The sequence below is a fragment of the Streptomyces sp. NPDC033180 genome (genome assembly GCF_055577645.1).
Genome location: NZ_JBVIPU010000004.1, coordinates 122,453 through 146,370, shown reverse-complemented (window position 1 = coordinate 146,370; position 23,918 = coordinate 122,453). Strand labels below are relative to the sequence as shown.

Annotated in this window: 20 protein-coding genes; 8 read left to right on the top strand and 12 right to left on the bottom strand. The window is 70.3% G+C overall.

What is annotated here, in order from left to right; genetic code table 11:
• Position 1: 1 nt before the first annotated feature.
• From ACZ5WE_RS14585 to ACZ5WE_RS14575, 3 genes are all read left to right on the top strand, one after another.
• Complete coding sequence (locus ACZ5WE_RS14585; RefSeq protein WP_467686872.1) at positions 2-1,327, top strand: erythromycin esterase family protein; 1,326 nt, start codon at positions 2-4, stop codon at positions 1,325-1,327.
• A 143-nt stretch (positions 1,328-1,470) separates the two neighbouring features.
• A complete protein-coding gene (locus ACZ5WE_RS14580; protein ID WP_467686874.1) occupies positions 1,471-2,724 on the top strand; it encodes an MFS transporter in 1,254 nt (417 codons plus the stop codon).
• Positions 2,725-2,984: 260 nt separating this feature from the next.
• Positions 2,985-4,256 (top strand): serine-threonine protein kinase, encoded by a 1,272-nt coding sequence (locus ACZ5WE_RS14575; protein ID WP_467686876.1) that lies wholly within the window; start codon positions 2,985-2,987, stop codon positions 4,254-4,256.
• 11 nt (positions 4,257-4,267) lie between these two features.
• Here ACZ5WE_RS14575 and ACZ5WE_RS14570 read toward each other — a convergent pair whose 3' ends face one another.
• Positions 4,268-7,099 (bottom strand): penicillin acylase family protein, encoded by a 2,832-nt coding sequence (locus tag ACZ5WE_RS14570; protein WP_467686878.1) that lies wholly within the window; start codon positions 7,097-7,099, stop codon positions 4,268-4,270.
• 238 nt (positions 7,100-7,337) lie between these two features.
• On the opposite strand from ACZ5WE_RS14570, the gene ACZ5WE_RS14565 reads away from it, so the two are divergent.
• A complete protein-coding gene (locus tag ACZ5WE_RS14565; protein ID WP_467686879.1) occupies positions 7,338-7,946 on the top strand; it encodes a hypothetical protein in 609 nt (202 codons plus the stop codon).
• Between the two features lie 24 nt (positions 7,947-7,970).
• Here ACZ5WE_RS14565 and ACZ5WE_RS14560 read toward each other — a convergent pair whose 3' ends face one another.
• Positions 7,971-8,489 carry a hypothetical protein gene (locus tag ACZ5WE_RS14560; protein ID WP_467686881.1) on the bottom strand — a complete coding sequence of 173 codons (519 nt, stop codon included), beginning with the start codon at positions 8,487-8,489 and terminating at the stop codon, positions 7,971-7,973.
• Positions 8,490-8,530: 41 nt separating this feature from the next.
• Here ACZ5WE_RS14560 and ACZ5WE_RS14555 point away from each other — a divergent pair, with 41 nt between their 5' ends.
• The gene (locus tag ACZ5WE_RS14555) at positions 8,531-9,253 is read left to right on the top strand and encodes a 3-keto-5-aminohexanoate cleavage protein (protein WP_467686883.1); all 723 of its coding nucleotides are present in this window, start codon (positions 8,531-8,533) and stop codon (positions 9,251-9,253) included.
• Positions 9,254-9,305: 52 nt separating this feature from the next.
• On the opposite strand, the gene soxR is transcribed toward ACZ5WE_RS14555, so the two are convergent.
• Complete coding sequence (soxR, locus tag ACZ5WE_RS14550; protein WP_467686884.1) at positions 9,306-9,773, bottom strand: redox-sensitive transcriptional activator SoxR; 468 nt, start codon at positions 9,771-9,773, stop codon at positions 9,306-9,308.
• A gap of 116 nt (positions 9,774-9,889) precedes the next feature.
• Here soxR and ACZ5WE_RS14545 point away from each other — a divergent pair, with 116 nt between their 5' ends.
• Positions 9,890-10,354 (top strand): MaoC family dehydratase, encoded by a 465-nt coding sequence (locus ACZ5WE_RS14545; RefSeq protein ID WP_467686886.1) that lies wholly within the window; start codon positions 9,890-9,892, stop codon positions 10,352-10,354.
• A gap of 22 nt (positions 10,355-10,376) precedes the next feature.
• Here ACZ5WE_RS14545 and ACZ5WE_RS14540 read toward each other — a convergent pair whose 3' ends face one another.
• The 3 genes from ACZ5WE_RS14540 to ACZ5WE_RS14530 all read right to left on the bottom strand — a co-directional run bounded on the left by ACZ5WE_RS14540 (position 10,377) and on the right by ACZ5WE_RS14530 (position 12,619).
• Complete coding sequence (locus tag ACZ5WE_RS14540) at positions 10,377-11,009, bottom strand: TetR/AcrR family transcriptional regulator (RefSeq protein ID WP_467686888.1); 633 nt, start codon at positions 11,007-11,009, stop codon at positions 10,377-10,379.
• 68 nt (positions 11,010-11,077) lie between these two features.
• On the bottom strand, positions 11,078-11,368 hold the full coding sequence (locus ACZ5WE_RS14535) for a YiaA/YiaB family inner membrane protein (protein ID WP_467686890.1): 291 nt from the start codon (positions 11,366-11,368) through the stop codon (positions 11,078-11,080).
• Positions 11,369-11,467: 99 nt separating this feature from the next.
• A complete protein-coding gene (locus ACZ5WE_RS14530) occupies positions 11,468-12,619 on the bottom strand; it encodes an acyl-CoA dehydrogenase family protein (RefSeq protein ID WP_467686892.1) in 1,152 nt (383 codons plus the stop codon).
• A gap of 185 nt (positions 12,620-12,804) precedes the next feature.
• Here ACZ5WE_RS14530 and ACZ5WE_RS14525 point away from each other — a divergent pair, with 185 nt between their 5' ends.
• Positions 12,805-13,464, top strand: coding sequence for a TetR/AcrR family transcriptional regulator (locus tag ACZ5WE_RS14525; RefSeq protein ID WP_467686893.1), 660 nt, complete (start codon positions 12,805-12,807; stop codon positions 13,462-13,464).
• A 95-nt stretch (positions 13,465-13,559) separates the two neighbouring features.
• On the top strand, positions 13,560-14,603 hold the full coding sequence (locus ACZ5WE_RS14520; RefSeq protein ID WP_467686895.1) for an urea transporter: 1,044 nt from the start codon (positions 13,560-13,562) through the stop codon (positions 14,601-14,603).
• On the opposite strand, the gene ACZ5WE_RS14515 is transcribed toward ACZ5WE_RS14520, so the two are convergent.
• The 6 genes from ACZ5WE_RS14515 to ACZ5WE_RS14490 form a co-directional block, all read right to left on the bottom strand.
• Positions 14,569-15,939, bottom strand: a complete 1,371-nt coding sequence (locus ACZ5WE_RS14515) for an MFS transporter (RefSeq protein ID WP_467686897.1) — start codon at positions 15,937-15,939, stop codon at positions 14,569-14,571. The two genes, ACZ5WE_RS14520 and ACZ5WE_RS14515, sit on opposite strands and share 35 nt — an antisense overlap.
• 219 nt (positions 15,940-16,158) lie before the next feature.
• A complete protein-coding gene (locus ACZ5WE_RS14510) occupies positions 16,159-17,241 on the bottom strand; it encodes a zinc-binding dehydrogenase (RefSeq protein ID WP_467686899.1) in 1,083 nt (360 codons plus the stop codon).
• A gap of 65 nt (positions 17,242-17,306) precedes the next feature.
• Positions 17,307-18,695 (bottom strand): aldehyde dehydrogenase family protein, encoded by a 1,389-nt coding sequence (locus ACZ5WE_RS14505; protein ID WP_467686900.1) that lies wholly within the window; start codon positions 18,693-18,695, stop codon positions 17,307-17,309.
• Positions 18,696-18,770: 75 nt separating this feature from the next.
• Positions 18,771-20,033 carry an MFS transporter gene (locus ACZ5WE_RS14500; RefSeq protein ID WP_467686902.1) on the bottom strand — a complete coding sequence of 421 codons (1,263 nt, stop codon included), beginning with the start codon at positions 20,031-20,033 and terminating at the stop codon, positions 18,771-18,773.
• A complete protein-coding gene (locus tag ACZ5WE_RS14495; RefSeq protein WP_467686904.1) occupies positions 20,033-21,472 on the bottom strand; it encodes a CitMHS family transporter in 1,440 nt (479 codons plus the stop codon). Before ACZ5WE_RS14495 ends, ACZ5WE_RS14500 begins: the two co-directional genes overlap by 1 nt.
• Positions 21,473-21,593: 121 nt before the next feature.
• The gene (locus tag ACZ5WE_RS14490) at positions 21,594-23,861 is read right to left on the bottom strand and encodes a molybdopterin-dependent oxidoreductase (RefSeq protein ID WP_467686906.1); all 2,268 of its coding nucleotides are present in this window, start codon (positions 23,859-23,861) and stop codon (positions 21,594-21,596) included.
• Positions 23,862-23,918 lie beyond the last annotated feature (57 nt).

Genomic DNA, 23,918 nt, shown 5'->3' with positions numbered 1-23,918 from the left:
TATGGCACGGACAGTACGCCGCACGGTTCCGCTGGCACTGGCCGGGACGCTCGGCCTGGGGGTGCTCGTCGCCCCTCAGGCCGGCGCGTCGCCCACGTCCACGGACCCGGTACCGGCGATCGAAAGCGCCGCCCACCCCCTGCGCTCGACCGATCCCGGCGGCTCCACGAAGGACCTGCGGCCGATGGGCCGGATGGTGGGTGACGCTTCGGTGGTGGGCCTGGGCGAGGCCACACACGGTTCACACGAGTTCTTCACCATGAAGGACCGGGTGTTCCGCTACCTCGTGGAGGAGAAGGGGTTCACCACCTTCGCGCAGGAGGTCAGCTGGACGACGGGACTGCGCTTCGACGCGTACGTGCGCGGGGGCGAGGGGGATGTGCGCGAGCTCGTCCACAAGGAGCTCGCGAAGACGCCCTGGGACACCGAGGAGTATGTCGAACTCCTGACGTGGATGCGCACGTACAACGACGAGCACCCGCACCGCCAGGTGCGCTTCATGGGAAACGACCTCAACTACCCCGAGATCGGGGCCGAGTTGTTCGACGGCGTGGCGGACTACGTCCGCGCCCACGAGCCCGGCCTGCTGCCCAGGATCACCGAGCTGTACGCGCCGATCCGCCGCCTCGCGGACGGGGACACGTACATGGGCAGGCCACTGGAGGAGCGGCAGGAGCTGGCCGGGAAGGCGCGTGAGGCGCACGACCTGCTGAAGAAGCTGCAACCCGCATCCGCCGATCGCGAGTTCACCCTGGCCCTGCAGCACGCCCGTTCCGTCTCCCAGACCTCCACGATCTACGCCTTCCCCTTCGAGACCCCCGAGGGGATCAAGGACGGCATGCTGTACCGCGATCGCCTCATGGCGCGGAACACCGCCTGGTGGCAGCGGCACACCGGCGACAAGGTGCTTCTGTCGGCACACAACGCGCATGTGGGGTACGAGAGTTACGACCCGCGCTACCCGAAGATGCAGGGGGCCTTCCTGCGGGACCGGCTCGGCAAGCGGTACGTGAGCATCGGGTTCACCTTCGACCGGGGATCGCTGATGGCGCAGAGCGCGGAGTCCGAGGTGTGGAAGCCGCGTTCGGTGGGCGCGGCCACGCACGGCATGAACGAGTACACGCTCGACAAGGTGCGCCACGACGACTACTTCCTCGACATGAGGAGCGCTCCCGCGACCCCCCGGAAGTGGCTGGGCAAGGGACGGATGACCAAGAGCATCGGCACGGCGTTCCCGGACGGGCCCCACAAGATCCGGCTCGGCCCCACGCACGACATCCTGATCCATCTGCACCGCGTCACCGCAGCTCACCGCCAGTCTCAATGACCGAGACGAGGCGTCCCGGGTATTGACTGGCTCATACATCCAACGCGACAGTGCCGGTCGTGCGGAGTGAAACGACAGCAGCAGAGAAAACGACAGCAGCAGAGAGACAGCGGGCCGACGACGCGGGCGCCAGTCCCGAGAGCATGCGCCGCGTGGCCGTGGCGTCGTTCATCGGGACGGCCATCGAGTTCTACGACTTCTACATCTACGGCACGGCGGCCGCCCTCGTCCTGAACGATGCGTTCTTCCCGACCCTGGACCCGGTCAACGCCACCCTCGCCTCCTTCTCCACCTACGCGGTGGCGTTCGCGGCGCGGCCCATCGGGTCGGTGGTCTTCGGGCACTTCGGCGACCGGGTCGGCCGCAAGTCGGTGCTCGTCGCCTCGCTGCTGCTCATGGGTCTGTCGACGGCACTCGTCGGACTTCTGCCCGGATATGACACGTTGGGCATCTGGGCGCCGGCCTTGCTGATCCTGCTGCGCTTCCTTCAGGGCATCGGTCTCGGCGGCGAGTGGGGCGGGGCCGCGCTGCTCGCGGTGGAGCACGCGCCGAGGAAGAAGCGCGGCATGTACGCCGCCTTCCCCCAACTCGGCCCCTCCGTGGGCTTTTTCGCGGCGACCGGCGTCTTCTGGCTGCTCTCCGCTGTCCTCTCCGACGACGCGTTCCGCTCCTGGGGGTGGCGCGTGCCGTTCCTGCTCTCCTTCCTCCTGGTCGGCGTCGGACTCTTCGTACGGCTGCGCATCAGCGAGACGCCGGTCTTCGCGAAGGTCATGGACGCACAGGAGGCCAGCAAGGTCCCCACGCTCGATGTGCTGCGGCGCTATCCGCGCGAACTGCTGCTCGGCGCGGGCGGGATGATCGTCGCGTACGGCCTCTTCTACACGGCGACGACGTACTGCCTCGCCTACTCCACCGGCACGTTGGGGGTCTCGCGCAACACGATGCTGGGCCTGTCCCTGTTCGCCTGCCTCTTCCTCGCGGCCGGTACGTGGCTCGCCGCGACACGCTCCGACGGCGTCGGCCGCCGCAAGCTGGTCCTCGCGGGCGCCGGGCTCGCGGTGGTGTGGGGCCTGGTGCTCTTCCCCCTCCTGGACACCGAGCAGCCCGTCCTCATGGCGCTGGCGCTCGGCGGCGCGCTGTTCTGCATGGGCGTGGTGTACGGGCCGATGGGCGCGTACCTGCCGGAGCTGTTCGGTACGAACGTGCGTTACTCGGGCGCCTCGCTCGCCTACAACCTGGGCGGCGTGCTCGGCGGCGCGGTCTCCCCTCTGGTGGCGACGCGGCTGCAGTCCGCGTTCGGTTCCTCGTCGGTGGGCTGGTACGTGAGCGCGATGGCGATCGTGTCCCTGGTGTGTGTTCTCGCGCTGCCGGAAACCCGCGAGCGGGAGCTGGCATGAAACTGACACCCGAGCGAAGGAGTTCGAAGCCGTAGTGCGGCCTCTGTCTCGGCGGCGACGGACAGCTGCCCACGGTAGCCCGGGCCGTACCAGGAAGTCAGGCGGCGCCACTCGATGACCTCGTACGGATCGAGCTCCGCCTCCCCGCCCTCGATGACCACGACCGCGTTGGGGCAGGTGCCGCCGGGGGTGGGCGCCTGTCCCAACGTGTTGTGCGGGACATCTGGTCAGTACACCGGGGCCGCAGGACGATGGGCCGTGTGGAGCCCTACTGGGAACTGACCTTCGACGCCGACGGGGATGTCAACACCACGCAACGCGACCATCTCCTCGCCGAGGTGGCCGCCGAGCACGTCACCGATCTCCTCGTCCTCGCGCACGGCTGGAACAACGACCAAGACATGGCGACCGACCTCTACCGACGGTTCTTCGCACCGTGCCGGGACCTCGCGGGCCCGCGCGTGCGCCTGGGATACCTGGGCGTGCTCTGGCCCGCCATCCGCTTCCCCGACGAACCGATCCCGGATTTCGAACCCTCGCTCACGGCCACCGGGCCGGGTCCGGCACCGGGCGCGGGACCCCTGCTCGACGAGCCGACCCGGATCCTGCTTGCGCGCACGTTCCCCGACCACGACGACGAACTGGAGCGGATCGGCGCACTGTTGGCGGAGAGTTCCGAGGTGCCTTCGCGCCTCTACGAGTACGGACGCCTCGTGCGCAATCTGGTCGCCGTGCATCAGAACAGCGCCGCCTGGCGCTTCGCCAACGACACCTGGACGGGCCTGCCCGCCATGCTGACCGACGACGCGGTCGAGGTGTGCCAGATCTTCGCAGCCGCGATGGAGGGCACCGGGCAGCAGGAACTCTTCGGCAGCCTGCGCAAACGGCTGTGGAACGGGGCGCACGAACTCCTGCGCCAGGCGAGCTACTACGCGATGAAACGCCGGGCTGGTTCCGTGGGCCAGCTGGGGCTCGGCCCCGCGATCGGACTGCTCGCCCGCGAGGCCCCGGACGTGCGGGTGCACCTCATCGGGCACAGTTTCGGCGCGCGCCTCGTGTCGTACGCGCTGCGCGGCATGCCGGCGCCGGTGCGCAGCGTGAAGTCCACGACGCTGCTCCAAGGAGCCTTCTCGCACTACGCGTTCTCCAAGCGCCTGCCGCACGCGCCCTCGCGCAGCGGCGCGCTCAACGGCGTGCAGCGGCGGATCGACGGTCCGCTCGTGTCCTGCTACTCGCGTCACGACGACGCCCTGGGCAAGATCTACCCCCTGGCGTCGAAGATCGCCGGAGACTCCTCGACCTTCCTCGGCCTCTGGGAGCGCTGGGGCGCCATCGGGTACGACGGCATCCGGGCGGTGGACGGCGCCAGACGCGTCAAGCTGGGCCGGGCGATCCCCGCCAAGGGGTGCGTGAGCGTGGACGCGTCGTCGGTGGTGCGGCGCGGCGGTCCGCCCTCCGGCGCGCACAGCGACATCTGCCACGAGGAGCTGGCGCGTGTCGTGTTCGCCGCAGGGCGGATCGCTCTGGCGTAACTCCCTGTGCTCTAGCGGTGCTTGGGGAACTCGACGACCTGCTGGTACGTGGGCCGGTTCTGCCACTGGATCGGCCCGTGCGTGATGCCGCCGAGCGCCCGGTGGATGATCGAGTCCGCGCACCACTGGTTGCCCGCCGCGCAGCTCGCGTCGCCGGGATAGACCTCGGTCGCGGGCTTGGCGACGGCCTGTGTCAGGGTGGCCAGGAGCGCGTCACGGCAGGCGTCCAGCTTGCCGTCGCCGCAGTACGCCTCGCCCAGCCTGCCCTCGACGGGCTGTCCGAGCACGGCCCGCAGATCCTTGTCCGCGTAGCCCCACCAGCCGTACTGGAAGGCCGACCCGGCGTGCGCCCCGGTCGGGCCGTGCCCGGCGGAGGGTGACTCGTCGGTGCCGAGCTGCGCCGTCAGAGCGTCGTACAGCTCCTTGCCCATGCCCGGCTTGAACTCGGCCTCGATCAGCAGGGGCCACCAGGCGTCCATGATGCGTACGGCGTCGGGGTGGGCGTACGTCTTGGAGCCCGCCGCCGTCTGGTTGCGCTGCGAGCCCGCCTTCTGCCAGGCCTCCAACTGCTGGACGGCCTTCGCCTGCTGGGGGTCGGTCACGGGCTTGCTCCGGACCACCTTGAGCAGCTCGGGGAGCACCTGTTCGCCGCGCAGGTCGGTGACCGCCGCCTCTGACATGGCCTGGGTCAGTGAGGCCCGTGTGACGCCGCCTTCCTCGGTGAGCTTCCTCACCCGGCCGTCGAGCAGGTCACCTCGGTGCACGGCGCTCAGGCCGAAGCCCGCCGCGCTGAAGTCCTTGGCCTGCTTGTTGTTCCAGGAGATGTAGTAGTCCTGGTTGACGGACTGCGGGTGCTCGGCCGCCGGGGTCCGGGCCGATGTGTTGTCCTCCGGGTCGAAGTTCCGCCATTCGTAGGCCTGTTCAGCCTTGACGGGCAGGGCGGGGTCGATGTCCTTGGCGCGCTCCGGGTTGGCGCCGCTGTTGTAGTACGCGGTGTCGCGCGAGTCGGCGTAGAACCAGTTGAAGGCGTAGCTGATGTTCTGGGCCGCCTTCATGAAGGTCGAGGCGTCCTTCACGTAGGTCGGGTCGTTCAGCATCTGGAAGCCGATGATCGAGTCGGCCTCGTGGCGGTAGGTGGAGCGCAGCGAGACGTACGCGACGGGCCTGCCCTCGACGCTCGCGCGGTGCGTCACGACGCCGTACTTCGTGCGGAACACCTGCATGCGGTAGGAGCCCGCGGCCGTGGAGTCGGCGAGGGTCGGCTTCCAGGCGTTCTTGCGCTCCAGCTTCTCCATGGGGGTGCAGGTGCCGCGGTGCCGATAGTGCGTGGACTGCTTCGTGGGAGCACCGCCGCCCGGTTCGCAGAGCTCGACGGCGTACGTGTCCGTGATGTCCTGCCCGGCGGATGTGGCCGACCAGGCGTAGTCCTGGCCGCGTCCCAGCTGGACGTACATGCCGACGCCCGCGAAGGAGACGCCGCGCGCGCTGATGCCGGGGCCCTGGAGCTCCTGCTGCATCAGGAGCTGAGGGGCGAAGTAGCCGGTCTGCGGGCCGAAGACGGCGACCGGGTTGCCGCTGGCCGTGTGCTTCCCGGAGACCAGGAGAGCGTTGGACATGCCCTTCTTGTGGCCGTCCTTCTTGAACAGGTCGGCGGGCAGCACCCCGTCGTCGTACATCCCCTGGAGCGGTTCGAGCTTCCTGGGCGCCTTGACCGGGTCCTTGGGGGCCTTGGAGGCGGACTCGGCGCCGCCCTCCCGGTCGTACACGAGCTGTTCGCGCTCGACCGAGCCCGGGTCGGGCATCGCGGTGCCGCGCGCGTTCTCCGGCTTGCCCGCGTAGGGGAAGCTCGTGCCGTCGTGGATTGTCCGGACGGCCTCGGGGTCGTTGCGGGCGCGGAAGGACTCCCAGACCTTCGTGCCCTTCTCGACGCCGTACTTCTCCTGGGACTTGAGGAGGGAGAGCGCCGCGTCGACCTCTCCCCCGCCGCCGTTGCCGAAGAGACCGCCGACGACGGAGGCGAGCGCGATCATGTCGGTGACCTTGAAGGGCTCGATCTCGCCGATGTTGGTGATCGCGTCGATCTTGCCGGTGAGGACGTACTCACCGGGGAAGTAGCGGCCGTTCTTCGACTTCACGCGGTAGGCGTTGAGCCCGTCGATGTAGGCCTGGGCGTCCTCCATGGCCTGCTTGCCGCGTTCGCCCTGGGTCGACCTGATGTACTCGACCTGCTTTTCCAGGTCCTGCTCCGTGTACGGGGCCTGGGGCCAGAACTGCTGCTCCAGGCCCTGGTTGGCGAGCGCGCCGCCCGCGAACGACGTCAGTTCGCCGCGGCCGATGTGCCGGAACAGGTCGATGAGCCAGAGCCGGTCCTGCCCGGCCGCGAAGCCCGCGCCGAACTCGGTGCCGTAGCGCGTGGAGCCCTTGATGTGCGGGATGCCGTACTTCTTGTCCCGGGTGATCGTCACGTCGTCGCGCGGCTTGGTGACGGACTCGGCCTGGCCGTCCGGGACGCCGAAGGACGCGTCGTTGAAGAACTCCGTCAGCTTGTCGTCGGTGAGGGCCGGATAGCCGGAGGAGAGCGCGTCGTAGGGCCCCAGTTGGTCGTTCGCGTGCTTGGGCTGCGTGCCGAGGACGCGGTGGGCGAGTATCTCGGCGAGCGTGGCGTTGCCGTTCGCGCCGGGGGGCAGCACGTCCGCGCACTGCCCCTCGCAGTAGTCGGCGGCGGCGGCGGCGGGTGGGGGCTCGTCGGCCGCCGTCCCCGGCTGCGGCGCGAGGAGGGACGCGGCGAGGGCGAGCGCCGCGGTGGCAGTGAGGGTTCTGAGCCGGACGATGCGTTGACGCATGTGTGCTCCTCTGGGCTCCGCTTGTGCTCCTGTGGGAGGGAGTTGGGGCGGAGGTTACTGGCGGGTTGCCGAACCCGGAAGATGAGCATGCGTCGCCTTTTCAATAACCGCACATAGCTCCAGCTCACGGCCGCCTTATGTCAGTCGTCGAAAATCGGATGGAAGTCGAGGGAGCCGAATCGCGTGTCGATACGTCTACTCGGCAACGTCCGAGAACGTGCGACGGAGGTGCAGGGCGATGGCCGGATTCCGGAGTCTCGCGAGACAGGTGCGCGATCCGCTGAGCGATTTGGCACTGCGGCGGTACTCACTGCGCAAGTGCCTGGAGAGGTTCGCCCCTTACGGCCACCGGGCGACCTGGGGCCATCTGTGCTCCCGGGCGGGCTTCGGGCCCGAGGACCGCTCACCCGACCCGGCGCGGCTGGTGGCCGCGCTCGATGAGCTGGAAGCGGCGCGTGCGGTCTGGCTCGCCTACGAGGAGGGCTTCGCGGAGCGCCGCCGCAAGGAGAAGCACGACGGGCTCCGAAGGCCCGGCAGCGTGGACGACTGGCACCGGTGCACCTGGGGAGGGTTCGGGGTCGCCTGGTGCGACAACCCCGGCGTCCACCCCTGCGGACCACTCGCCGAGGTACTGCGCCGGCTGATAGCGGCGCTCGAGCGTGAACCGGGCACGGACTGCCCGGTGTGCGATCGGTCCGACCTCGTGTGGACCCACGGCCTGGCGCACGAGCCCTCTTCGGGCGCCGTCTGCACGGGCTGCGGAATCGTCGTGCCGGCCCCGGTGCTCACGCCCGCCGCGATGGCGAGGGCGCGAGCACGGCGGACACGGCCGCTGGTCTCGGCATGAGGCCCGGCCGGGTCGTCCGCGGACCTAGGGCGTCGCCACCTCGGACTGTATGGCCAGCTTGAACTCGGCGAACATGAGCGGCGCGGCGATCTTCACGTCGCCGGGGCCGCGTGCCGATATCTTCAGGCCGACCGGTGTCTGCGGGTGGACGAACATCTGCCATGTGTGCGTCCGGTACTGCCCGCCCCTGGTGGGAACCCAGTCGGTGGTGGCCGTCGAGTCGTAGCCGGTGGAGAGGCCGAGCGGGTCGCGCACAAAGCGCACGCGGTACTCGGTGGGCCGGCCGTCCGGCTCCCAGAAGATCATCGCCGACAGGGTGCCCCAGCCGTCGTGGCTCGGCCAGATGAGCCCGGAACGGGCGTCCGGGAACTTCGACGGGCTCGTGCCCCCCTTGCCGGGGTCGTGCATGTGCCACGGGTCGTACGACTCCTCGGCCTCCGCGTACGGGAACCGCACGAGGTGGTAGCCGTCACTGTCGTACGTGATCTTCTGGCGCCCCGAGTGCGCGGCACTCCACAGCAACGAGCAGATGGCGATGCCCATCGGCCTTTCCCCCTGTGTGTTGTCGTCTGTACTGTCCTTGGGTGATGCAGGTTTGCGTGAACGGCGCCCGCGGCGCGAGCGATGGCGCGTTGATCCCGTTGTCGCCCGGGGCGATGGCCGAGTCCGTGGCACAAGCTGTCGCCGCCGGTGCTCGGGATGTCCATGTACACCCCAAGTCCCCTTGTGGGCAAGACACGTTGGCGCCACGTGCGGTTGCGGCCGCGCTGGAAGCGGTGCGCTCCAAGGCCTCGGTCCCGGTCGGCGTGACCACCGGTGCCTGGGCCGAGGCGGACCCCGAACAGCGCGTGGCGCACATCCGCGCGTGGACGGCGCTGCCCGACCACGCGTCGGTGAACTGGCACGAGCCGGGCGCGGAAGCGGTGGCCGAGGCGCTCCTGGACCGGGGCGTGGGCGTGGAGGCGGGCATCTGGTCCGGCACGGAAGCGGCGGAGCGCTTCGCGGCGTCCCCGCTCGGCCCGCGCGTCCTGCGGGTCCTCGCGGAGGTGACGGACCCCGACCCGGCCACGGCCCGCGACTCGGCCCGCGCCCTGCTCACCATGATCGGCCGCGCGCACGGCCGCACCGTCCTGCTGCACGGCGAGGAGGGCGGCACCTGGCCGGTGCTGCGCCTCGCCGGGCGTCTGGGCCTCGCGACCCGCATCGGCCTGGAGGACACGCTGGCCCTGCCGGACGGTGAACCGGCCGCTTCGAACGCCCAGTTGGTGTCGGTGGCGCTCTCCGTACTGAGCACGCAGTCCCGGTAGGGGCCGTTCGCCGAAGGCCTGACCGCCCACGAGCATCCAGACGCCGACGCGGTCACGACCTGGGTCGGCGCTCCACCAGCAGACGGGAGCCGGTGAGGCGTTCACCGAAGACGTCGTCGGGGTTGGAGAGCACGCACGTCTCCAGGGAGAGACAGCCACAGCCGATGCAGTCCGTGAGGTGATCGCGCAGCCGGCCCAACTGGTTGATGCGCTCGTCCAGCTCCGAGCGCCAGGTCTCCGAGAGGCGTGCCCAGTCCTCGCGGGTGGGGGTGCGCTCCTCGGGGAGCGAGTCGAGCGCCTCGCGGATCGTGGCGAGCGGGATGCCGACGCGCTGGGCGGCACGGACGAAGGCGACGCGGCGCAGCGCGTCACGGTGGTAGCGGCGCTGGTTGCCCGAGGTGCGGCGGCTGGTGATCAGACCCTTGGACTCGTAGAAGTGCAGGGCGGAGACGGCCGCGCCACTGCGGGCCGAGAGCTGGCCGACCGTGAGCTCGTGGATCTTCTCTGGGATCTGGGGCACCCACCCAACCCTAATGGCTGGCCACTCGGCATTGATGACCGCTCCGTTGACACACGTCGGCACACACAGCATGCTGAGCAAGCGCTTAGTTCGAATACTTTGAGGAGGCCAGGGACATGGCAGAGCCGAGGATCTTCGCGTCGGCCGACGACCTGCGTGCCGGAGTCGGCGAGCAGCTCGGGCACAGCGAATGGCTGGAGGTCGACCAGAAGCGGATCGACCTGTTCGCCGACGCCACGGGCGACCACCAGTGGATCCACGTGGACGCGGAGAAGGCGGCACAGGGCCCCTTCAAGACGACCATCGCGCACGGCTATCTGACGCTGTCGCTGCTGCCGAGCCTGGTGCCGCAGGTCATGCGGGTCGAGGGCATGAAGATGGGCGTCAACTACGGCACCAACAAGGTCCGCTTCCCCTCGCCGGTACCCTCGGGCTCCCGGGTGCGGGCCACCGCCGTGCTGACGGAGGTCGAGGAGACCAAGGACGGCGGCGTACAGATCACGGCCAAGGTCACCGTGGAGCGCGAGGGCGGCGACAAGCCCGCCTGCGTCGCGGAGTCGGTGTCCCGCTACTACTTCTGAGAGTGCCCCGGAGCTTCGGAGCTCAGGAGACCCGCTCCTGAGCTCCCACCATGCGCAGCACGAGGTCGGCGTAGAGTGCGCCGACCTCGTCCGGCGTCCGGGTGCCCGCGACGTTGAACCAGCGGGCCACGTCGATGCAGAGCGAGAGCACGGCCAGCGTGGTGCCCGGCACGTCGGGGACGTCGAACTCCCCGTCCCGCACCCCGTCGTTGATCATGTCCCGCACCGCGGCGTCCGACTGGCGGCGCAGCGCGACGATCTCCGTGCGGTGCTCTTCGCCGAGCGCGTCCAGCTCGTACTGGACCACGCGGGCGGTGGTGTGATGGTCCGCGTGCCAGCGGACGAAGGAGCGTACGGCGTCGGCGAGCCGCTCCGCCGCGCCGCCCGGACCGTCGGCCGCGGTGCGCAGGACCCGCAGGGCCTTGTCGTGGCCGATCCGGCTGATGCGGTGGAGCAGCTCTTCCTTGGTCTTGTAGTGGATGTAGAGCGCCGCCGGGCTCATGCCGGCGCGGCCCGCGATGTCCCGGGTCGTCGTCGCGTGGTACCCACGCTCGGCGAAGGCCTCGACGGCGGCGATCAGCAGCCGCCGTGCCGCATCGGGCGTGACCTCGCCCCAAGGCAGGTCCTCGCCCTCGGTCTTCTCCGCCGTGCTCATCGCCACTCCTTCCGCCGGTCGGGAGGGACACCATACCCCTGACGGTGAGCAAGCGCTTAGGACGCCGGTCAGGCCACCGGCTTGAACGGGTCGTGTTCGGCGAGGATCTTCTCCAGTCGGGCCTGGTCGACGCGGCTGACGAGCTGGTCCGCCTCCTGCCGGTCCCTGATCACCTTGGCGAGGGTGAAGGCGGATGTCGTCAGGTAGAGGACGGAGATGGCGAGGAAGGCGCGGATCCAGCCGCTGACGTCGAGGCTGTAGATGCCGATCGCCACCGCGCCGAGCGCCACGGCGAACGACGCGACCGCCTGACCGTAGTAGGCAGTGGTGCTCTGCTGCTTGACCGGTGTCTCACTCATGATCAGAGCCTCGCCCGGGAGCGGCGGCGCCACATCCGCTCCCGTACTCAGCTCGTGTACTCAGATCGCGTACTCAACTCGCCTGCGCGTGACCCGCGTTCAGAACGCCGAGACCCCGGTCAGCGCGCGCCCGATGACCAGCTTCTGGATCTGGCTCGTGCCTTCGTAGAGCGTCATCACGCGCGCGTCGCGCAGCAGCTTGCCCGCGGGGTACTCGTCGATGTAGCCGTAGCCGCCGAAGACCTGGAGCGCGTTGTTGGCGGCCCGCACCGCGGCCTCGGAGGCGAACAGCTTGGCCTTGGAGGACTCCGTGGTGAAGGGCTGCCCTCGATCGATCAGGTCGGCGACCCGCCAGGTCAGCAGGCGTGCGGCGTCCACGTCCACCGCGATGTCGCTGATCAGCTCCTGCACCAGCTGGTGGCCCGCGATGGCCTTGCCGAACTGCTCGCGCTCACTCGCGTAGGTCACGGCGGCGTCGAGGGCGGCCTGGGCGATGCCCACACACCCCGCGGCCACCGACATCCGCCCCTTGGCGAGCGCCGACATGGCGACCGAGAAGCCCTTGCCCTCGGGCGCGATCATGGCCGACGCCGGGACGCGGACGTCCTCGAGGGCCAGCTCGGCGGTGGCCTGGCCGCGCAGCCCGAGCTTGCCGTGGATCGTGCGGCGGCTCAGGCCCGGAGTGTCGGTCGGCACGAGGAAAGCGGAGACGCCCTTGTGCCCGGGGGCGTCGCCCGTCCGCGCGAAGAGCAGCACGACGTCGGCCCAGGTGCCGTTCGTGATGAACATCTTGGAGCCGTTGATGACGAAGTCGTCGCCTTCGCGCACGGCCTTCGTCGAGAGGTTCCCCGCGTCGGACCCGGTGCCCGGCTCGGTGAGCCCGAAGCAGCCGACGTACTCACCGGAGGTGAGCCCCGGCAGCCACTGCCGCTTCTGCTCCTCGCTGCCCCAGTACGCGATCGACTTGGCCACCAGGCCCAGCGAAACCGACACGATGCCGCGCACGGAGGAGTCGCCGCGCCCCAGCTCCTCGGTCACCAGGCAGTAGGCGAGGTGGTCGCCGCCCGAGCCGCCGTACTCCTCGTCGATGGTGAGCCCGAGGAAGCCGACATCGCCGAGCTTCTTCACGATGGACCGCTCCACGCTCTCGGCCCGGTCCCACTCGATGACGTGGGGCGCGATCTCGCGGGCCACGAAGTCCCTGGCCAGCTGCCGGACGGCGGACTGCTCCTCGCTGAGCTCCAGATTCATCGCGTGGCACCTCTTCGGGTCGGCTCTTCGGGTCGGCTCTTCGGATCGGTCTGTGGATCGGTCTGTGGATCGGTCTGTGGATCGGTCTGTGGATCGGTCTGTGGATCGGTCTGTGGATCGGTCTGTGGATCGGTCTGTGGATCAGATTTAAATTAGCACTGCTAGTTTCTTACGGCAGCCCTACTATGTGCCGCATGGCCCGACCGCGCAAGCCCCTCCTCAGCAGAGAACGCATCGTCGAGACGGCGCGCGCGCTCGTGGACGCCGAGGGCCTCGCGGCCGTCTCCACGCGCCGCCTCGCCGCCGAGCTCGGGGTGAGCGGACCTTCGCTCTACAACCACTTCCGCACGAAGGACGAGATCCTGGAGGCGGTCGCGGACTCGGTGAGCGCGCAGGTCGACCTGTCGATGTTCGAGGCCGCCGACGAGCGCGACTGGCGGACGGCGCTGCACGACTGGGCCGTGTCGTACCGCGCGGCGCTCACCCTGCACCCCAACATCGTTCCGGTACTCGCGAGCGGCCCCGGCCGCCGCCCGGCGGGACTGCGGCTCGCGGACGCGGTGTTCGGGGCGATGGTCGACGCGGGCTGGCCCGCCGCGCAGGCCACGTCGATCGGCGCGCTGATGCGGTACTTCATCATGGGTTCGGCGCTCGGCTCCTTCGCCGGCGGCTTCGTGGACGACGCGACCGCGTACGATCCGGCCGACTATCCGCACCTCGGCCAGGCCCACCTCCTGGCCGAGCGCCAGCAGGAGATCGACGAGCGCGCCTTCGAGACGGGTCTGCGCGCACTGCTCGACGGACTCGCGCTCCAGTACACGCGGGCGGCGGCGCCCACAGGGTGAGAGGCGCGCGCCTCGGTATCGCGGCGCCCGGACAGGTGGATGTAAAGTGCATCCGTCGTGTCGGGGGAAACATGGACGTAACACGGGAGCGAGCCGTGGGGCACTCAACGGATGCCAGGGGTCTGCCACTTGGGGCACTGTCCTTCGCCGCTCACATCCTGCGCGGCCAGGCGCAGGTCACCTTTCTGCCCAGCGCGGCGGCGGGCGCCTTCTTCTGTGCGGCGCTGTTCGCTGCGGGCTGGGAGTACGGGCTCTACGGACTGACGGGAGCAGCCGTCGGCACGGCTACGGCTCGGCTGCTCGGGGCGGCGCGGGAACGCGTGACAACCGGGCTCGAAGGCTTCAACGCCTGCCTCACGGCGCTGTGTTTCGCGGTGTTCCTCGGCGCCGGGCACCTGTCCACGGCCGTGCTCGCTCTCGCGGGCTGCGTGGTGGTCACGGTCGTGACCGCGGCCGCCGGCAACCTCCTCGCCGTCTGGCACCTGCCCTCGCTCACGCTCCCGTACTGCCTGCTCGCGAGCGTGACGACCATGGCGGCACCAGGCTTCGAGCGGGTCTGGCACCACAGGGTCGACCCGGCGGCGCTGACGCAGGCGGCGAGCGGCCCGACAGCCCTGAACCCCACCGACCTCGCGCGCGCGTTCTTCGCGGGATTCGCCCAGATCTTCTTCATGCCGCAGTGGTACGTCGGCGCGCTGGTGCTCCTGGGCCTCTTCGTCGCGAGCCGTCGCGCGGGGGCGGTGGCCTGCCTCGGCAGCCTGACCGGCATCGGCACGGCGGTCGCGCTCGGGGCGCCGGCCGCGCGGATCGCGGACGGCACGATGGGATACAACGCGGTGCTCGTGGCGCTCGCGCTGTGCGGCGTCTTCCTGCCCGTCCGGGGCATGACGCTCGCGTACGCGCTCGTCGGTGCCGCAACGGCGACCATCGTTGGTTCGGCCTTGACGGCGCTTCTCACGCCGTCCGGCGGGCACGCGTTCACCTGGCCGTTCGTGCTGACGACGCTCGCGTTCCTGGCGGCGGCGAAGTCCTTCTCGCGCCTGGGCGATCCGGCCGCGGCGCCGTCGGTGGAGACGGCGCCGCAGCCGGCCGGGACCGCTTCCGTCAGCGGGAACTCGCCCGTCCCGCAAGCACCTTGATGGAGATCAGGGCGATCACCGCGAGGCCGATGATGTACGCGGAGACGGCCATCGAGGTACCCGTCGCCTCCAGGAGCAGCACCATCACGAACGGCGCGAGCCCGCCGCCGAACACGGCCGCGATCTGGTAGCCGAGCGAGGCTCCCGTGTAGCGCATCTCGGCCGTGAACAACTCGGCGAACAGCGCCGCCTGCGGCCCGTACATGATGCTGAGGAAACAGCTGGTGACGAAGGTGCCGACGGCCAGCCACAGCAGCGAACCGGTGTCGATGAGCAGGAACATCGGCACGGCCCAGACCGCGAGTCCCGCGGCGCCCAGGGCATAGATCCTCAGCCGTCCGATGCGGTCGGAGAGCGCGGCGGACGCCGGGATCAGGGCGAGTTGGGTGAGGCTGACGCAGAGCGAGACGGTGAGCACCGCGCTGCGCTTCATGTCGAGTTCGCGGGTGGTGTAGTCGAGGACGCCGGTGATGATGATGTAGAAGGTCGCGGTGTTCACCGCGAAGGAGCCGCCCGCCAGGAAGACGGTGCCGAGGTGGTGGCGCAGGATGGTGCGCAGGGGCGAGTTGCCGCCCTCGCCGCCGGCGCCCTGCTGGGCCTTCTCCTTCTCCGCGAGCGCCTTCTCGGCCTCGCGGAACTCCGGGGTCTCCTCCACGCGCGTGTGGATGTACCAGGCGAGGACGAGCACGAGGAGCCCGACCATGAAGGGCACCCTCCACCCCCATGCCTCGAAGGTGCTCTCGCTGGTGACGGCCCCGGCGACCAGGAAGACCGTGTTGGCGGTCACCACGCCGATGGGGACGCCCAGTTGGACCAGGCTGCCGTAGAGGCCGCGCTTGCCCTCGGGGGCGTACTCGGTGGCCATCAGCATCGCGCCGCCCCACTGGGCGCCGACCGCGATGCCCTGGAACACGCGGAGGGTGACGAGCAGGATCGGCGCGGCGATGCCGACCGTCTCGTAGGTGGGGAGCAGGCCGATGCCCGTGGTGGACAGGCCCATCAGGGTCAGCGCGAGGACCAGCATGGGCTTGCGGCCCCGCTTGTCGCCGAGGTGTCCGGCGATGATGCCGCCGATGGGGCGGGCCAGGAACCCGACGGCGAACGTGGCGAACGCGGCGAGCACTCCGGCGGACGAGCTGCCTGAGGGGAAGTACAGGTCGCCCAGGACGAGGGCCGCCGCGATGCCGAAGACGAAGTAGTCGTACCACTCGACGGCGGAGGCAAGGGCGGCCGCGGTGGCCACCTTGCGGCGGTGGGGGTCCGCCGGGTTCTGCTTCTGGGACTGAGCGGAGTCGGGGTGGGGGGCCGCTGCGGGAGCGGACGGTGCGGGGTCCATGCGGGTGCACACTCCGGTGGGTCCGGGGACGGGACGGGGGGTGAGCGTGTGATTGCAGGGACCGTACCGACCGGTGGGTATGTGGTCAACGGTTCATACACGAGTTCCTTTCCCCCACCCCGCCCCTTCCCGAAAACCCGGCTCCGCCGGGACCGATGCTTACCGTCGATCACCGGCTTCGCCGAGTTCGTCCTCAAACGCCGGACGGGCTGAAAACGCCTAGAACACCACCAACGCCCGGCCCCCCTTCCCCGCAACCATGTTCTCGAAGGCCGCAGGGATGCCGTCCAGGGCGATCCGGTCCGTCACCAGGACACCCAGGTCAAAGCGCCCAGCCCGGATGTGGTCCGCCAGGACCGGCAGGTCCGCCGCCGGATCGGAGTTCCCGTACACGCACCCGGACAGCGTCCGCCCCCAGTGGAAGATCTCCAGAGCGTTGAAGGTGACCTGCTGGTCCTTGCCGCCGATGCCGACCACCGTCGTACGCCCGCCGCGCCGCGTGGACTCCCAGGCCGTACGGATCGTCACCGCACGCCCGACGCACTCCACCGCCACGTCCACGCCTTGGCCGCCCGTCAGCTTGCGGATGTCCTTCGCCGTGGTCTCGGAGGCGACCACGTACTCCGTCGCTCCCGCCGACCGCGCCAACTGCTCCTTCTCCGGGGACACATCGACCGCGATGATCTTTGAGGCGCCGGCGATCCGTGCCGCCTGGAGCGTCGCGAGGCCCACTCCCCCGACCCCGAAGACCGCCACCGTCTCGCCCTCGCGGACCTGCGCGGAGTGGTGCACGGCGCCGTACCCGGTGAGCACGGCGCAGCCGAGGAGCGCCGCGTCCGTCAGCGGGACTCCGGACGGGGCCGGCAGCACGCAGTTGCCCGCCACCACCGTCTCCTCGGCGAACGCCGCGACGTTCAGTCCGGGGTGGAGGTCGGCGCCGTCCGACGCGCGGCGCGCGTACACATCGGCCGCACCGGCGAGCGCGTTCACGCACAGCCACACCTCCCCGAGGGAGCATGCGTGACAACTGCCGCAAGAGGGAGCCCAGTTGAGCACGACCCCGTCGCCCGGCGCGACATGCGCGACCCCCTCACCCACGGACATGACCGTCCCCGCGCCCTCGTGCCCGAGCACGGCGGGCACGGGCACCCGCATCGTGCCGTTGGTCAGGGACAGGTCGGAGTGGCAGACCCCGGCGGCGGCGAGGCGCACCCGCACCTGGCCGGGGCCCGGCTCGGGCAGGTCGATCTCGGTGATCTCCAGGGGAGAACCGACGGCGGGCAGAACAGCGGCGCGGACCACGGTGCGTACTCCTCAGAAAGCACGGAAAAGCGCGGAAAAGCGGAAGCGGAAGCGGAAAGAGGAACTCAGAACTGGAGGGACTTCGTCTGGAGATACTCCGTGAGCCCGTGCGGGCCCAGCTCGCGCCCCACCCCCGACTGCTTGTAACCGCCGAACGGGGCAAGGGGGTTGAAGCTGCCGCCGTTGATGTCCACCTGCCCGGTGTCCATGCGGCGGGCGAACGCGATCGCCTCCGCGTCGTCGGCCGCCCAGACGGCGCCCGCGAGGCCGTACACGGTCCCGTTCGCGATCCGCAGGGCGTCCTCCTCGTCCTCGTACCTGATGATCGAGACGACCGGGCCGAAGATCTCCTCCTGGGCGATCGTCATCTGGGGGGTGACGTCGGCGAAGACGGTCGGCTGGACGAAGTAGCCCTGCTCGCGCGGCACTTCGGAGCCGCCGGCCACCACGCGCGCGCCTTCCTCGACGCCCTTGTCGATGTAACCCCGCACGCGCGCCTGCTGCTTGGCGTTGACGACGGGGCCGATGCGGGAGCCGTACTTGGCGGCGGCCGCCGCGGCGAGCTGCACCGCCTCGTCGTAGCGCGCGGAGTCCACCAGCATGCGGGTCCACGCGCTGCACGTCTGGCCCGAGTTGGACATGACGTTGGCGACGCCGACGTTGACCGCCTTGGTCAGGTCGGCGCTGGGCAGGATGACGTTGGCGGACTTGCCGCCGAGCTCGAGGGCGACGCGCTTGACCGCGGCGCCGGCGGTGGCGCCGATCTGCTTGCCGACCGCCGTCGAGCCGGTGAAGGAGACCAGGTCGACGTCCTCGTGCTCGGCGAGCGCCTGTCCTGCGACCGGGCCGAGCCCCGTGACGAGGTTGAAGACACCGGCGGGGATGCCCGCCTCGTGTGCGGCCTCGGCGAAGAGCTGGGCGGTGAGCGGGGTGTCCTCGGCGGGCTTCAGGACCACGGTGCAGCCCGCGGCGAGCGCGGGGGCCACCTTGTTGACGATCTGGTGGAGGGGGTAGTTCCAGGGCGTGATCGCCCCGACCACGCCGACCGGCTCCATGTAGACCGTGGAGTTGCCGATCTTCTCCTCGAAGGCGTACGTCGCCGCGAGCTCGGCATACGAACCGGAGACCAGGATCGGCACGCCCGCGTGCACCATCTGCGAGAACGGGAGCGGGGAGCCGAGCTCCGCCGTCACCGTCTCGGCGATCTCGTCCTTGCGCGCGACCAGTTGGTCGCGGAGCGCCCCGATGAGCGCGCCGCGCTCGGCGGGCGGGGTCGCCGCCCAGGCGGGGAAGGCCTCGCGGGCGGCGCGCACCGCCGCGTCGATGTCCTGCGCCGTGCCCGCGGGGACCTGACCGACCGGCTGCTCGTCGGCCGGGTTCAGGACCGTGATCGTCTCCGTACCGACGGCGGGCCGCCAGGCGCCGCCGATGTACATGCCGTCGTGGGCCTTCATCGCACTCCTCAGGTAAGCGTCCGCATGTCGTCCGCACCCCAAACTAGCGCTGATAGTTTTTCGCCGCCAGGGGCGTCAGGAGCGGGGACAGCCCTTCCTGCGTTCGAGGAGCGGGGTCCGGGGCGGCGACCCAGCTTCGGGAAGGGGTGGGGTGGGGGAAGGCCCCGCAGGGTCACGCCTCAGCCCCAACCCGGCAGCCACCAGCAACAGCCCGCCCAACATCACGAACGGCGCCGCGACCCCCGCGACCCCGGCGATCAGGCCCGCCCCCGCAGGCGCGGCAACCTGCCCAAGGCGATTGCCCGTGAGCCGCAGCGCGAGCGCGGTGGACCGCGCCCCCTCCGGCGCGGCCTGCACGACAGTCGTCATCGACAGCGGCTGCCCGACCCCGAGGCAGAACCCCAGCAGAACGAGCATCACCGCGAGCCCCCACACAGGCACCGGCAGCGCGACTCCGGCGCACAGCACGGCGGCCAGCAGACACGTCACGACGATCAGCAGCGTACGGCCGAGCAGATTGATCAGCGGCGTCATCACGAGCCGGCAGGCGATCGTCGCGGCGGCCCGTAGCGACAGGAGCACGCCGACCGTCGCGGGCGCGATGCCCCGGTGCTCGCCCACCACCGGCAGATAGGCCGTGAGGATGTCCGTGGCGGAGAGCACCGCGAGGCTGATGAAGATCCCCGCGGGTACGCCACGGGTGCGCAGGATGCCGAGCACCGGCACCTTCGCCGCAGCCCCTGCCCCGCCCCCGGCCCGAGGCGCCACCGACGGCACATGCTCGATGCGCCACAGCGAGGTGAAGGAGACCGCCGCGACGCCCGCCGAGACGAGCAGGGCGAGGGCACTCGTGCGGCCCATGTCCCCGCCGATGAGGGAGCCCGCGGCGATCGGCCCGATCAACTGCCCGAGCGAGGCGCCGATCGTGAAGTGCCCGAAGTTGCGGTCCTGTTCGTCGGGGGCGGACTGCCGGGCGACGATCGACTGGGCGCCGATCACGAAGCAGAGATGGCCAAGCCCCATCACTCCGCTCCAGGCGGCGAGCGCGCCGAGCGACCCCGCGGTACCGCTGAGCGCGCATCCCCCGGAGATCAGCACGACGCCGATCGGCAGGAGCGGCGCGCACCGCCCGGTGTCCGTCCTGCGTCCGAGCGGCACGGCCGCGAAGAGCGGCAGCAGGGCGTAGACACCCGCGATGACACCGATGGCACGCTCGTCGGCGCCCAGCGACAGAGCCCGGTAGGAGACGGCAGGACGCGCCATCGACACCGCCCCCTGCGCGAAGCTGAAGGCGATGACGAGGCGCAGCAACCAGGCACGGCCCGGTGTCGATGGCATCAGATGATGCCGAAGAGGATTCCGGAGCCGAGCACCACGAGCGAGGTGAGCACGGCCCATTTGACGGTGAACTTGGTGTGGTCGCCGAACTCGACCTTGGCCATGCCGACGAGGACGTACACGGCGGGCACCAGCGGGCTCGACATGTGCAGGGCCTGACCGGCGATCGAGGCGCGGGCGATCTCCAGGGTGCTGACGCCGTGCGCCTGGCCCGCCTCGGCGAGGACCGGAAGGACGCCGAAGTAGAAGCCGTCGTTCGACATGAAGTAGGTGAGCGGCAGCGAGAGGAGACCCGTGACCAGGCCCATCTGCGGGCCCATGCCCTCCGGGATCGCGTCGACGAGCCACGTGGCCATGCTGTCGACCATGCCGGTGCCCTGGAGGACGCCGGTGAAGACGGCGGCAGCGAAGACCATGCCGGTGACGTTGAGGACGTTCTCCGCGTGGGCGGCGATGCGGGCCTTCTGGTCGGGCATGTGCGGGAAGTTGACGGTCAGGGCGAGCGCGGCGCCGAGCAGGAAGAGGACCGGGATCGGCAGCCACTCCATGATCATGGCGGTGAGCAGGACCACGGTGAGACCGGCGTTGAACCAGTAGAGCTTGGGGCGCAGGGTGGAGCGGTTCGGGTCGAGTCCCTGGAAGCCGTCGTCCTCGTCGGCATCGCCCTCGGAGACCTCGGGGCCCTCGGGGGCGTCCGTTCCCGAGCCCGCTCCCCCGGTGGTCTTCTTCGTGAGCGACATACGCCCGCCGGTGGTGGTGCCACCGGCACCCACCAGGACCGTCTCGTTCGCCGTCTCCTTCTCCAGGACCTCGTCGAGGGAGAGCATGCCGAGCCGCTTGCGCTCCCGCAGACCGAGTGCGTAGGAGAGCAGGAAGACGGCCACGAGGCCCATGGCGAGCGCCGGGATCATCGGCACGAAGATGTCGGCGGCGTCGACCTTGAGGGCGGTCGCGGCACGGGCCGTCGGGCCGCCCCAGGGCAGGGTGTTCATGACGCCGTTGGCGGTGGCCGCGACACCCGTCATGACGACGAGGCTCATCTTGAGGCGTTTGTAGAGCGGATACATCGCCGAGACCGTGATCATGAAGGTCGTCGAGCCGTCGCCGTCGAGCGAGACGATCGCGGCGAGCAGCGCGGTGCCGACCACGATGCGCACCGGGTCCGCCTTGCAGAAGCGCAGGATGCCCCGGACGATCGGGTCGAAGAGGCCGACGTCGATCATGACGCCGAAGTACACGATGGCGAACATGAGCATGGCCGCCGTGGGCGCCAGATTCCCGACGCCTTCGAGGACGTAGTCCCCGAGATGGGCTCCCTTTCCTACGAACACGCAGAAGAGCGCGGGGATCAGCACCAGTGCCGCGATCGGCGACATCTTCTTCATCATGATCAGCACCAGGAAGGTGGCGATCATGACGAATCCGAGGATTGTCAGCATGGGGGCTACCTAACGTTCACCATCGAACTCCCACCAGGTCTGGCGGTCCGGTTGACGTTAGGACCCGTTCTCAAGCGTTAACAAGATGTTGACGTGTGAGCAATAAGCGCAAAACTCCAGGTCAACGACTTGCTGCAGGCACAAGGGGCTGCAACGACACCGGGAAGCCGTTGAGCACGGACGTCCCGGAGAGCGGGTCGAGGAGCGAGCCGTCCAGGAGCTGGTTCACATTGACGCCCGGGTTCTCGGCCGCGACGGCCAGGCGGGTGCCGGGCCGGTCGTGGCCCCAGCCGTGCGGCAGGCTGACCACTCCGGGGCGCACGGCGTCCGTCACCTCCACCGGGACGGTGAGCGAGCCGCCGGCGGCCTCCACGCGCGCGTGGCCGCCGTTCTCCAGGCCGATGCGGGCCGCGTCCTCGGGGTGGACGTGCAGGGTGCAGCGGTTGGTGCCGCCGGTGAGGGTGCGGACGTTGTGCATCCAGCTGTTGTTGGAGCGCAGATGGCGGCGGCCAACGAGGACGAGCTCGTCCGGGGCGGCGCGCAACGCGTTGGTGAGGCGCGGCAGATCGTCCGCGATCGGCCCCGGGAGGAGTTCCACGCGTCCGCTGCGCGTCTTGAGGACCTGCGGGAGGCGGGGCTCCAGCGGCCCGAGGTCGATGCCGTGGGGGTGGGCGAGCAGCCGGTCGAGGGTGAGCCCGTCCTCGCGTGCGCCGAATCCGTCACCGTAGGGGCCGAGCCGCAGCATCAGGTCGAGCCTGCGCTCGGGGCCGCTCTCGCCGGTGAGGAGAGCGGCCAGTTCCTCGGGGTCGCGGCCGTACGCGGCGGAGTGCGGCTCGGTGACGGCCTTGCCGATGGCCTTGTCGACGACCATCGCGTCGACGGCCGCCGGATCGGCGCCGTGCATGCCCCCGGCCGCCAGGACGAGCCGGGCCAGGATCTCCGTCTCCGCCATCCTGCCGTCCGTCAGGGGCAGTGCGGCGCGGGTGTAGCGGACCTGGTTGCGTACGGCGAATCCGTTGAAGGCGAAGTCGAAGTGCCCGCTCTGGGAGGGCGGGGGCGGCGGCAGGACCACGTGGGCGTGGCGGGAGGTCTCGTTCAGGTACGGGTCGACGCTGACCATGAAGTCGAGGGAGGCCAGGGCCTTGTCGAGGCGGTCGCCGTCGGGCGCCGAGAGGACCGGGTTGGCCGCGATGGCGACGACCGCGTGGATCGCGCCGTCGCCGGGGGTGTCGATCTCCTCGGCAAGCGCGGCGATCGGCAGTTCTGCCTTGGCCTCGGGGTGCCCGCTGACGCGGCTGTGCCAGCGGCCGAGCGCGAATCCCTTGCCGGGGCCCGCCGGGCGGGGTGCGCGGTCGGTGGCCGAGAGCGGGAAGAGGGCGCCGCCGGGCCGGTCGAGGTTGCCGGTCAGGACGTTCAGGACGTCGACCAGCCAGTTGGTGAGGGTGCCGTAGGCGACGGTGCTCGCTCCGACGCGGGCATAGACGGCGGCGGTGGGCGCCGCGGCCAGCTCGCGGGCGAGGGCCCGGATGGTGTCGGCGGGCACGTCGCAGGCCGCGGAGACGGCCTCGGGCGCGAAGTGGCGTACGGCCTCCCGCACGTCCTCGACGCCCTCCACGTGTTCCTGGAGCGTGCCGAGGGCGGTGAGCTTCTCATCGAAGAGGACCTGGACCATGGCCGCGAGCAGCAGCGCGTCCGTGCCGGGCCGGATCGCGAGGTGCCGGTCGGCGAGCTTCGCGGTGCGGGTGCGGCGCGGGTCGACGACGGTGAGGGTGCCGCCCCGGGCGCGCAGCGCCTTCAGCTTGCCCGGGAAGTCGGGGGCGGTGCACAGGCTTCCGTTGGAGTCCAGGGGGTTGGCGCCGAGCAGGAGCAGATGGTCGGTGCGGTCCAGGTCGGGCACCGGGATGGCGAACGCGTCACCGAAGAGGAGCCCGCTGGAGACGTGCTTGGGCATCTGGTCGACGGTGCTCGCGGTGAAGATGTTGCGGGTGCCGAGCGAGCTCAGCAGGACGGGCGGGTAGAGGCCGCCCGCCATGGTGTGCACGTTCGGGTTGCCGAGCACCACACCGACCGCCTGCGGCCCGTACCGCTCGATCAAGGGGCGAAGCCCCGCGGCGACGGCGTCGAACGCCTCGTCCCAGCTTGCCTCTTGGAGTACACCGTCCTTGCGTACGAGGGGGCCTTCCAGGCGGTCGGGGTCGGAGTCGGCCTCTCCGAAGGAGGCGCCTTTGGGGCAGATGAAGCCATGGCTGAACACATCGTCCCGGTCTCCGCGCGCACCGGTCACCCGTCCACCGGTCACGCGCGTGCCGTCAAAGGTCCCTTCGATGGTGAGCGTGAGCCCGCAGGTGGCTTCGCAGAGGGGGCAGATACGCAGGGCGGTGCTGGGCATGAGCCCTCCCCGGGGCGTGGGCGTACGAACACGTCGGGCGTGCGGACACATTGAGCA